Here is a 12,016-nt window from a genome sequence, read left to right on the forward strand (position 1 = left end):
TTTTTTCTCTCGCCATTATTTGCGCAGCAGACCGGCATTTGACCCGCCCGTCCAGGCACGATGTGGTGGTTGTGTGCATACACCAGGCGTCACGCGGTCGGCGGGACAGCCGGATGGCGGTGAAGACGCAGCAGCGGGGGCCGGCCCAGGGTCGAAAACGGGGTGCGTCACGGTCGTGCGGCCGCGAGCCGGATCGGCCTCCGCCGGCCGCTCCTCTCGGACAAGGGGCGTGCTCAGGTCGGTCCTGCCACTGCAGTCGCACCTCGCTGCAGTGACCAGTTGGGCCAGGCCCGCGTCTGCTCTGCGCGTGCCGGAACGCGCGCCCGGCGTCTGGTTCGCGTGCCGGCGCCGGCGCGAGCGGGGGGCCGGCCGCCTCGCGCGTCCGGGCCGCCGTCGAAGTGGCCCTCCAGGTCTAAGGCGCGACCTGGGCCGATTAGATCGGGCCCCTCGGTGTGCCAGCAACCCGAGGAACCGAAGCCCGTCTTGCAGCGTGGGAGAGCGGAAGGATTTCCCCTCAAAGGGGATCTTCAGCGCGCCACGGTGTCGGTTGCTGGCTCCTGCTCAGATCTCCACTCGGACTCAAAGGTCGGACTCGAATTCCTCGATCTCGGACTGGCTGAGCGAGCCGAGTGGTCACGTCGGAACGGGTGTGCAGCGCGACCGGGTGCCGCCTCGTCGGCCTGCTCCACAGGGCTTCCAGCGCGCCGGAACCATTGCTCGCCAGGCGGCGGGCGTCGTGATCGCGGACCAGCGGCGGCGTAGGTCCACTCGAGCGCAGTCGTGGGTGCCGTCCGCCCCTCGTGACGACCGGCGCTCAGTCCACCGCGTGGGCCATCGGCGCTGTGGCCGCGAGCGGCGAGGCCGCCGCCGCGTGACGGTCCACGTTCCGGGGTGCCGGTGCGGGGTGTAACCCCTGCGGCCCAGGTAGTTGAAGCGAGTCGGGCTCGGAAGGCGTGCGGCTAGGCGGGGCCCGCGGGTGGGGTTGAGGTGGCGCAGCAGGCGTAGCCGAGGCGTCGCCCGGTACGGCCCGCACTGCTTCCTTTCACCGTGCTTGAGCCGTCCCCGGAGCGCGTCGCCGTCCTGGTGTGCAGCCGCGCCAGTAAGTGACGTCCGGAGCCAGCCGCACCGGGTGGATGGCCGTGTTTAGTGACCAGCAAGCCTGTTTATGCTGGCTGCCGGAGTAACTTTCACCTCTGCGCCCGCACGGTGCCTCCTCGTGCCTGGCCGTGTTGGGCTCTCGCAGGTCGAGTACGACGGGCTCGTCGGTCCTCCGCCGCGTCCGCGCCGCCACCCGCGGCGACGGCGAACGCGTGAAGGCGGGTCAGGGCAGGACGTCGTGCACGCTCGCCGTTTGTGACGGCCCCCGGCAGGTCGCGTGAGCAGGGTCCTCGGTCGTGTGCGGGGCCAGGATCGAGGCCGATTGCTGCTCCGGCTTCTCCCTGGAGTCGTGTCGTGCGACGTGTTTCCGCCGCAGGGTGCCCGCCCCGGTGATCGTGTGCTCCCCAGTGAGTGTCGGGCTCTCCGCCTCGACGCGGGGGTCGGTGGCCATCCTGCAGGGACGTGGCCCACTGCCGCCACGAGGTGCGCACCGGGGCGGGCTCCTCGCCCGGTAGGCCGCGGGCAGGTTCCGTTACACGATTGCTCCCGTCACCGAGTCCGACCACCAGTGTGGTGGCGACCAAGTATCAGCACGCCGTTCCGCCGCCGGCGGTCCCGCCTCGTGCCGTCCCGTGTCGTCCGGTGCCGTCGCCAGGACCGCCTGGAGCATGGCGGCCCTGCGGCTGGCGTTGCGAGCCGTCCCGTGCGGCGGCGCGGGCCAGTCCCTCCACGTAGGGCTTGACGTCGCAGCTCTGCCGTGTGTGCGTCCGGTGGGCTGTCCGGGGGCCCGCGTTTAGACGACGCTCAGACGTTCCGCGGCCGCACACTTGTCCCGGGGCGCGGTACCTCCGTGCCTCCCGTCGGGCCAGGTACGCGCAGGTGTCGCAGCGCGTCATGGTGGTCGAGCACTACCGTTGCAGGCCGGAGACGGCGTGTCGCCGGTCCACCAGCGGGCGCAGGGACACCACGACCTGACGGGTTGAAGTCGTCGCCGCCCGTCCCCAGTTCGCGATGCGGGCCATCACGGGGTCACGGGGCGGGACCGTACGGCGGCACCGCTTCGGCCTCCGGACGGAGTGCCGCGTCGTCCCGGTCCGTCAGCACGGCGGCCAGCCGGGCCGTCCGACTGGTGCTCGAAGACGTCCGTTTTACGCGACGTGCGAGTGTGGCGAGTCGACACGGCGGCGTGCGGGCCCCGGCTGACTGAGCTGATGGAAGGATGCGTGTGGTCCGTCCGCGCCAGATCGAAGAACCGCGTCGGTCGACGCCCACCGCGGACGCTTAGGCGTGTGCCGAGCACCTCGGCGAAGCGTGCACAGCGCGTCCGTCGCAGGGTTGGGTCGGGCGGCCCCGGCCGCTCCCGGTGGACGCGCACCCGTAGTCTTGTGTCGCGTTTGACAGCGCCTTGCGGTCCAGTTTGCGTTGGCGGTCAGCGGCAGGGATGCGAGGACCACGAACGCCGACGGCGACCACCATGTAGGTGTCCCCGGCCTATGCGCCTGGCGGGAGGAAAGGCGGATTCAGCGCGTCCGGGTCGACTCGCCCGTCCCGGCCCGCCTGCGGCCGGACCTAGCGTAGCCGACTAGGCGCGCGGGGTCGGTGCCGTGCCTCGTGCCGCGCACGACGACGGCGGTGCCATAGTTGCCCCCGGTCCGGGCTGCGTGGCCATGACCGCCTCGATCTCGCCAGTTTCCACCCGGAAGCCGCGGATACTTGACCTGGTCTCGGGCCGCGGGCTCATGTACTTCCAGTTCAGCCGCCGCGTTGTAGGCGGGACCAGGTTCGCCAGTTGATCGTGTAGTCAGAGTCCGCTCGCCGGTACATCGCCGAGGGGATCGGCCGACGTAATCGCCGCTCACAGGTCAGATCTGGGGACGTGGTCCATACGTATAGCCTCGCGCCTCATTGACGGAGCCGGAGATGTGAAGCATGCTTCGCCGGCAGTCCGGCCGCAGCCGCTGGAGGTACGCGTGGAGTCGAGCACGTAGGGCCCGGGTGTTCCCTCGTCCGCCCGCCCCTGGACCGCAGGCTGCCGCGGGACTCGTCGGCGCGGTTACCTCGTGCTGCGTCACGCGACAAGGCGTCGTCTCGGTCGGCACCTACAGGTGACGTCAGTCACGATCCGCAGGGTGGTGGGCGAGGACCCGGCCACCGCGCGGGCGAGAACCACGATCCGCCAGGGGGGGAAGGGGTCAGGCACCTCCCGCACACCGGCGAAGCACTCCGGTGCCTCCTCCGCGCGACCCGGAAGACCGTCCGGTGGAGGTGGAATCGCGTGATGTCGTGAGCGGTGATCAGGTCGGTGATCGCGGCCCGGGTCCAGTTTCGCGGGAGGTGCCTGACGACCGTGTCCTGCCGAGACCAGGGGCAACGCCACTCTCGTAATGCAGGACACGTCGCATACGCGTGCGGGGCGTGCAGGCAGCGTTCGTTTAACATTCCCGCTCGCTGTAGACTCGGGCCCGTGGGCCGCCAGCTACGTTGTGTGTTCGCGACCAGGTCCACGAACCCCAGCGGTGTGGGGGGGTTGGGGACCCGGAGTGGTACATCACGTACGCGAGATCCTGCTGGCGCAGTCCCACCTCCGGATCCATCGTCGACGTACCCGTAGCGCGAGCCGGGATCCGGATCCGGATCCGGATGGAGATCTGTGCTGGAGCTGGTGCTGGTGCTGGTGCTGGTGCTGGTGCGGTGCAGGGGCCGGCTCGGGCCTCCGAGCCGGACGGGGAGCGGCCGGCCGAACGTCGTCGAACCACCATCACCCCGCGGCGCCCAGCTGCCCGGCGCGCGCCGCCTCGGCCCGGTCGGTGAGGCCTTCAGGCGTACGCGCGTGTGTCGCTGCCACCATACTACCAGTTGCCGCAATCCGGTCCGAGGTGATACGTGTCGTTGCAGGTTTCACCGTTTGAGGCGCCTCGTACCTGCCGCCTTGGCGTGTGTGTGATGGGGGCCTAGCATGGTTCTGGTGCCACGACTGGGCGGGCGTGACCGTTGCTCCATACAGCATGGACTCACTACGGCGTGCCCGGCCGCACCCGCGGGTGCTGCTGCCGCAGCAGCCGGGCCAGCCGTGACATTGGCTAGCGCGGTACGATTCGGCGTACGACACCGTCGTCCCGCCCCCGGCACCAGCGGCCGGTGACCGCCTGTGGCAGTCTCCGAGCGCCTGGCTGTCCGCGGAACAGTTCCGGCAGCGTCGGGGGGCGTCCGCCCCTCCAGCTAGGGGCCGTTCCCCCCGGTTCGATGCATCGAGCAGCCGTTACGAGCCCGTCAGCACCGGCACCCGGGACGCAAGGGCCGCACACTCGGGGATCTGGCTGTGACTATCGGTTACTCTTGTTCCTGCAGAGTGCGTCCGCCACGAACCGTGTCCGACCCATGGACCGGGCCGTGGAACTGTCCGACGGTCGGTCCGGAAGTCCAGCGCGCCGTCACCCGTGCTCCGCCCTCACCGTCCGCCGGACCTCGGCGAGCGCGACGCAAGTCCGACCTTGGCCGCCTAGCCGGCTGCGCTCCGCGCCGACCCCAGCCCCTGCAGCGCCACGAGGCGTCCGGTCCGTCTTCCGCCGTGCTCAGGATCACATCACCTGGAAGAGCGTATGGTGCGCCAGAGTACGGGCCGGGTTCAGCGGGCGGCTCCACCGCCGCCTCTCAGGTGTGGGAAGGGTGTGTTCCTGGTGCGCGTAGGCGGCCAGGTCGGTACGGGCGCGTTCCCTTCCCCACCAACCTGACAGCAGTGCCCGGAAGGTGGGGTTGGTCCGATGGTGTCGTTGCGCATGACAGAAGGCGTGTTCACGAGAAGCCGACCAGGTTCCTCCGTGCGGTCGTCGGTGCGTCCGGCGACCGGGGTGCCGATCGGATGTCCTCCCCGCGCCCGCGGGATAGCAGTACGGCGAAGCGCCGCCCTGCACCACCATGAACGTACTCGAGTGGGTGCCCTGGCCAATCTCGGGTAGCCGCCGTACAGGTCCGCGTCGAGCGAGAAGGCGACGCGGTCCCGTCCTGCTCGCCACGGCCCCCCCCCCCCGGGGCCCCCGGGCCGGTCGGTGGGGATGTGAGCTGCTCGGGCAGGTCGGCGAGCTGCCGTGTCCAGTAGGCTTTTGCCTGCCACGCGGGGGTCCTCGGCGTCGCCCTCGGTCGCCGAAACCTCCCGTATGGGTGTGGGGGGGGTGTGGAGGCCAGCTGCGCTAGTCGGCGTACTGCACGGGCAGCGGCTCCCAGGCGCCGCGCGTCGCCGCCAGCGCTCCCGAAGGTAAGGCGGCGGCGAGGTCGTGAGCCAGCGGGGTGCGGGACCAGGCGTCGGTGGCGAGTGGTGGATGAGGAGCAGCAGTACGTGCTCCTGCTCCGAGATCCGTAACAGCGTGGCCCGCACCGGGATGCCCGTCCGTGAGGTTCCACAGCGTGTATTGCAGCCCCCGGTGAGGGCGATCGCGTCCAGCTCGCCTCCCCGGTGTCGTGCGCCACGCCGAGCGGCAGCATTCCGGCTCCCAGGCGTGGATCACCTGACGGGGCCTCGTCGTCCTCGGTGTAAGGTGTGTGCGCAGGCTTCGGGCGAGCGAGGAGGTCTGTTGAGCGCGGCCGTGCAGGGCGCCGGTTCGGGGGTCCGGTGAGGCGGAGGGTGTGGGGATGTTTGTAAGGTCCCGCCGATGGTCCTCGAGCTGGTGGAGGAACCAGAGGCGCTGCTGGGCGTGGTAGGAGGATCGGTGGCGCTCGGGCGCGGCCTTGCCGTGAGCGCGCCACGCGCACGGCCGGCCCGGTCGAAAAAACGCCCCCGAGATCCCTGCGGATCGTCGCGTCTCGAAGAACTGCCGCACGGACAGTGTCAACGTAGGCGCCGAGTGGCCGGTGGGCGGGCGCGGACTGACGAGTCGGTTGCGAGATATCGCGATGTGGTCCGCCGATGGTCGAAGAATGGTTGTCGTCGGTGGGGTGCCGGATGGGTCGGCGCCGAGGACTTCGCGAAGAGAGGTGGGTGCAGTGATACGGGAGCTCATCTGTCGCGGGTGGGTAAGCGGGGTGGGGGGTTCGGTTGGCGTCCCTTCTAGGTCTTGGATGTTTTGGGTTGTGATGCCGACGTAGGCGGTGGCGGGAGTAGGGAGGTGCGGTCGAGCTTGGCCGTTGGGGGTGATTGGGGGTTGAGGTGCGTCGAGGGTGACGGTAGGCGAGAGGGAGGGGCAGCATGGAGTCATTGTCGGGGAGTGCGCTAGGCCATGGGCGTTCCCGAAGGGTGGCTCGCCGTAGTTCGGTGGAGTCGTTGGACGAACCTAGGGACTATAGGGGCTGACGAGTGGGCGTTGTCCGCCGCGGTTGGTCTTTCGTGCGCGTGTTGTTAAGGTGTTCACCGTGTATGGTGCGTGTGGGGGCGTGCATTGCCGTCTGTGTGAGATAGGGCTCTGTGGCAGAGTGTGGTGGGGGGTGTGTGTGGCTTCACCGGTGATGCTCTCATCTCGTGTGTAGGTCGATGCGGTGTGTCCCACGCAGCTGATCTGGTGGTCGCGCGTCCGTCGTAGGTGAGGTGGCCGTGGTGTTACCAGTGGGCGAGGTCGCCGGTGCGGTACATGCGGGCGCCGGGAACGCGGCTGGAGGGTTGGCGGTGAAGCGTTCGTGCGGTCAGCGCGGGGCGGTCCGGAGGTAGTCCGCGGGCGCTCTTCACCGGCTGAGGTCAACGAGGGTGCGTCGTCCGTTGGACGCCGGTGGCGACCGGGGCGCAGGGCCGAGTCCAGGACTAACCTGGGTGTTGGCGAAGGGCCGTCCGGATGGTGACGGGACCGTCCAGGGGTGCTTGCGCTTAAGTGGTGGTCGGTGATGTTTGACGGGTGGTGATTCGGTGGGCCCCTGAGGCGTTGATTGGATCTGAACCCGGGGTGTCTGGGTCCGCCCCAGGTGGCCGAGGTGGTCGTTGTGGAGGCTTCGCCGCGAGGATGTAGGGTGTGGGACGGGGACCCGTTCCTCGGGGAGTGTGGGTGGCAGGGGGAGGTGGCTGGTGTGGCCTTGAATCAGGCTGGGCTGACCTCAGCCTCCTCCAGGCTGGTCAGGTGGACGTGCCGCCGGCGGGGGGGGGGTGGTGGAGAGGCGTCCTACAGGGCGGTGATGGTGAGGTCAAGGCCAGGGGTGAGTGCAGACGGTCACGGCGGTCATGGCGGTGTAGTGTTGCGGGCGCGGTGGAGGTAGGTGGCCAGGGCGTGTTGCTCGATGACGACGCCCTTGGGAGCGGCCGGTCGAGCCGGAGGTGTGTAGATCATAGGTAGCGGCGTGCATGGCTGCCGTTACGCAGTGGGGCGGTAGGGCTGGCCGGCTTATCTGAACGACATGCGGGTGAGGGAGGGTCTCGCCCTGTGTGGTGGGACCGGCTTGTCTACTAAGCGGTCGGTATGGGGTCGCGGTGAGGGTCAGGGCCGCTGGCGTCCGGGAATATATCGAGCAGTGTACTGTGATGCGGTTCGGCGGGGTTCAGTCCGGTCGAGTTTGAGCACGGGAGTGCCGCGCCGGTCCTTGATCACGGCCAGACATGACATAGACTGCACCGCGTCCAACGATTGGCCAGGGCGATCGCGACGAATCCTCCGGCACCGAGCCTTCTCCCGGCATGTGCCGCGAGCTGTTGGGCGGGTGCTGGGCCGGTCCAGCTCGGCGTAGGTCAGGTGGTGCCGTGCAGAAGCATCACGCGCACGGCGTCCGGCGTCACCCGGGCCTCCGCTTCGCTTTATCATTTCAGTTCAGCGGTGTCCCGAAGCTCGGTCGGGGCCCCGTTCCACTCCACCTAGAGCTAATCAAACCGCTCCCGCTACTGGGCCTGCGTCCATCACTCGACGGCGCCGATCGGCCGCGGTCCGGCTGTGGTGAACGTCTTCCGAGCAACCCGCAGCGAACCAGGTCCGCGTCGCGCGTCTGGGCGGACCGCGGTCGAGGATTCGTACTGAGTCCATTCGCCGTCTGTCGATGCCGTTGGTTTGCACGAAGACGTGTCCGAGGACTCCGCGAACGCCGAAGGAGAGGTCGCACTTCGACGATGTCCGCTGGACTTCCCAAGTGCGACGGTGAGCCCCGCTAAGCTCGGAGATTCCTTCAGTCGCGCCTTCGTGGTCCGTTTTGTTTGAACGTCAGCAGGACCTGGAAGAGCGGGTGATAGGGGACAGCGTGCGTGCCGTTTCAGCGCTCGACGCAGCCGCTCGAAGGGGACGATCCTGGTGCCGTAGGCGGCCAGGTCGGTGTCCCGCACGCGGTCGAGGAGCCGGCGGAAGGTCGGGGTCACCGGACGTGTGCGGTGCGGAGGCCAGCGTGGTTGAATGAAGAGCCCGTCAGGTCGTCGGGCGGCGTCGTCCGTGCGTCCGGGACGGGTGGTGCCGATCGAATGTCCTCACCGGCGCCCCAGACGGGTGAGGCAGGACGGCGCCGCAGCCTGGTTCACCATGAAGGCACCTGGTGTTTGGTCGCTTCGGGGGCCAGCTCCGTCAGCCGCGGTTGTGGGCAGTCTCCCGTCGGCACGGTGAACGGGAACAGCTTCCCCCCTAGTACCCCGCGACCGCCGGTCGGGGCCGGTCGGTTGGGGAGGTCGAGCTGTTCGGCAGGCCGGCGAGCTGGCTTTCCAGTAGCGAGCTGGCGCCCGCGAGGCTGTCGGCATCGGTGTCGTCGCCGAGGAATCTCCTCTGCCAGAAAGCGCGTAGTCCGGCGTACTAGGACGGTGAGCGGGGCCCCACATGGCGCCTCGCTTGCGGGACGCGGAGCCGCGTAGGCGGCGGTGAGGTCTGGGCCAGTGGGGCGCGGACCAGGCGTCCACTGGCGATGTGGTGGATGAGGAGCAGCAGTAACGTGCTCCCGCTCCGACACCCGGAACAGGAGGTGCGCGCGGGAGTTCGCTGGGCGAGGTTAAGCAGTGGCCGACGGCTTCGTCGAGCTGGTCGCCGATCTCCCCTCCCTCGGGCCAGTCGACGACGGTGAAGGCGTCGAGGCCGCCTCCACGGGCAGCACGATCTGGTACGCGCCTTGCTCGTCCTTCGGTGAAGACCGCAGCAGGCCTCTCGTGCCGGGCGACCGACGTCACCGTCGCCGCGCGCAGGGCGTCCACGTCGAGCGCGCCGCCGAACCCGCAGCGTGAGCACGGTGTTTGTAGTCGCCGATGGTCCTTCGACTGGTGTAGGAACAGAGGCGTTGCTGGGCGTAGGAGAGTGCGGGAATGCGCTCGGGGCGCGGCCTCGCGGTGAGCGCGGTGGCCGGACGGTGCCCGACGCGTCGAGGGCCTCGCGAGACCCGCACGGTCCGGCGTCTCCGAGAGCTGCCGGTGGACATTGACGCCGAGTGGCGGTGTCGGGTGGCGGGAGACGAGGCGGGTGCGAAGGAGGGAGTGTCCGCGAGGTCGGAAGAAGTTGTCGTCGATGGGACGAGTCGCGCCGGAGGACTTCGGCGAAGAGTGTGCAGAGACTCTTCCGCGGGGGGTGCGAGGTGCTCGTCCGGCGTGGATGCCGATAGGCGGGGCGGGAGGCGGTGCGGTCGAGTTTGCCGTTGGGGTTGAGGGGGAGGGCGTCGAGGTGACGAGTGCGCTTGGGGACCATGTAGTCGGGCAGTGCGCTCGTGATGGCGTCGCGCACGGTTTTCTCGTGTATCCGGTGAGTCGTTGACGGAAGAGTAGGCGACGAGGCGCTGGTCGCCGGCTGGTCCTCACGGATTTTGTACACGGTGGCTTGTGGTGATGCCGGTCTGTGCGGTGAGGGTGGTTTCGATTTCGCGGGTTCGATGCGGCTGGCCGCGGAGTTTGATCTGGTGGTCGGCGCGTCCGTCTAGGTGAGGGTGGCCGTCGTGGGTTTTCCATGGGCGAGGTCGCCGTGCGGTACTGCGGGCGCCGGGGTGGCTGCTGTGGGGATTGGCGGTGAAGCGTTCGCGGGTGAGGGCGGGCGGCCGAGGTAGCGCGGTCGAGTTGTCTTCTCCGGCGAGGTACAGCTCTCCGGTGGGGGGTGCGGGGCGACGGGCCGCAGGGCCGAGGTTCGAGACGTAGACCTGTGGTGTTGGCGAAGGGCTCCGTCGATGGGGACGGGACCGTCGGGTGTCTTCGCTTACGTGTTGGTACGGTGGATGTTGACGGTGGATTCGGGGGCCGTAGGCGTTGATGATCTAACGCCGGGTAGCTGGTCCTCCAGGTGGCGAGGTGGTCGGTGTGGAGGGCTTCGCCGCCGAGATGAGGGTGTGGGACGGGGACGCCCGTCTCGGGAGTGTGGTGAGCAGGGGAGTGGCCGGGTTTGGCCTTGATCAGGCCTGGCTGGACCGCAGCTCCTCCAGGGCTGGTCAGGTGGACGTGCCGGCCGCTTGTCAATGGCGGTCCCACAGGGCGGTGATGGTGAGGTCGAAGGCCAGCGGGGTGCAGGAACGGTCCTGCCGGTCATGCGGAAGCGTGTTGCGGGCCGCGGTGGATGGGTAGTGCCAGGCGTGGTGCTCGATACGACGCCCTTGGGGGCGGCCGGTCGGCCGGAGGTGTAGATCATTAGCGGCATGGCGTGCCGACCAGGGCTACGGAGCTCCTCATCCGTGACTGCGTGACGGAGTGCCCCGTGTACCTCTCCACGGGTACCGTCTCGGTCAGGGTGCAGGGCGGTCGGGCGGTTCGTCGAGGCATGTAGGTTATGCGTTCGGCGGGTAGTCCCGGGTCGAATGGGCAGGAGTAAGGGCCGCGCAGGCTTGACACGGCCAGATGCTGATCACCGCGTCCAGCGACTTGTCAGCGCGATCGCGACGAAGTCCTCTCACCGAGCACCCTGCTTCGAGCAGGTTGCCGGGCGAGTGGGTTGCGCGCCCGTCAGCGCGGCGATAGGTCATGAGTGCCGTCGCACACACACCGCACACGGCGTCGGCGTCAGCGGGCCTGTCCCACTGATTAGTTCGTGCAGCGGCGTCCGCGGGAAGCTCTTCGGGGCCCCGTTCCACTCCCCAGGACCCGCTCGCCGTACGGCGCGGTCGAGGGTGTCCCAGGTGGGGCCACGGGGGACGGGGTCCGAGTCGGTGACCAGTGCTTCCAGGACCCGCGAGCACTCCGGTCCGCCAGTGAGCGGACCAGGTCGCCGGCGCAGGCCGTCCGCCGGTAGTCAAAAAGAAAAGGTGGCAGGGCCGGCAGGGCGTCGTCCGGCGGGGTGTCGGGGGCGTACGAGGTGTGACGGAGGCGAAGCTCGGGTGCTGGGCTCAGGAAGGGGGGAAGGAGGAAAAAGAAAAGAAGAAAGAGAGCAGAAGAGGAAAAAACGATGGTCGAGGAAGGGGAGGAACGAGTCCGCGAGGGAGGTAACACGGGCAGCGCCACTCCCGAGTCCCGGATACCGTAGCACAGCGAAAGGGGGGTCGGGGCTGCTGTCGAATGTACCAGGGGGGCGCACTGTCGGGGTGGAAGAAGCCGGAGTAGCTATCGAATGGCAAGGGAAATAGACCAGTAGGCGGGGGGGTGGTGGATCCGAAGAGTACAGGGTAGCGGCGGGACCGACGGAAAAAAGTTGTGCCGGGGGACACCACGTAAGACGGGGGTGGGGTCAGACTACAAGCACGGCAGAGTGCCGGGGGCACACTTGAGACTGATTAAGGTGAAAAGCACCAGGGAGGGGCAGGGGGGCCTAGGTAATCGTGATCTGGAGAGAAGGGGGGGGGCAGAAAGGGGGAGCGTGGGGCGAAATCGAGGGTACGGTAGGTGTGTGTGGTTGAGAAAAAAAGGAGGAGATTCGAGAGCCGAGTGGGGGGTGCGATGGGCGTGGCAGCGCGGACCGGCGTCAGGTTGGGGGTGTGGCGTATATGGGGGATGGTGGAACGATGCCAGGATCATGACCTGGGGGGGACTCTCGGTGAAGCGGGGCCCAGTGGGCGAGCAAGGGGCTTTCTGGGAGGGCGGGTCGGCGGCGGGGAGACTGGAAAACGGTGGGTCTAGCAGGGGTCCCGACAGACGACCCGATAC

The 12,016-nt window shown here is 68.7% G+C and carries 3 protein-coding genes; 1 reads left to right on the plus strand and 2 read right to left on the minus strand.

Annotation, left to right across the window (positions count from 1 at the left end):
- Positions 1–1,321 precede the first annotated feature (1,321 nt).
- Together ABD794_RS13310 and ABD794_RS13315 are read right to left on the minus strand one after the other, a co-directional pair.
- Positions 1,322–1,549: a hypothetical protein gene (locus tag ABD794_RS13310; protein WP_344963310.1), complete on the minus strand. Its 228-nt coding sequence runs from the start codon at positions 1,547–1,549 to the stop codon at positions 1,322–1,324.
- A gap of 3,736 nt (positions 1,550–5,285) precedes the next feature.
- Complete coding sequence (locus ABD794_RS13315) at positions 5,286–5,600, minus strand: hypothetical protein (RefSeq protein WP_344963312.1); 315 nt, start codon at positions 5,598–5,600, stop codon at positions 5,286–5,288.
- 3,371 nt (positions 5,601–8,971) lie between these two features.
- Here ABD794_RS13315 and ABD794_RS13320 point away from each other — a divergent pair.
- The gene (locus tag ABD794_RS13320) at positions 8,972–9,193 is read left to right on the plus strand and encodes a hypothetical protein (protein ID WP_344963314.1); all 222 of its coding nucleotides are present in this window, start codon (positions 8,972–8,974) and stop codon (positions 9,191–9,193) included.
- Positions 9,194–12,016: the final 2,823 nt, after the last annotated feature.

It is taken from the genome of Streptomyces thioluteus (genome assembly GCF_039535865.1).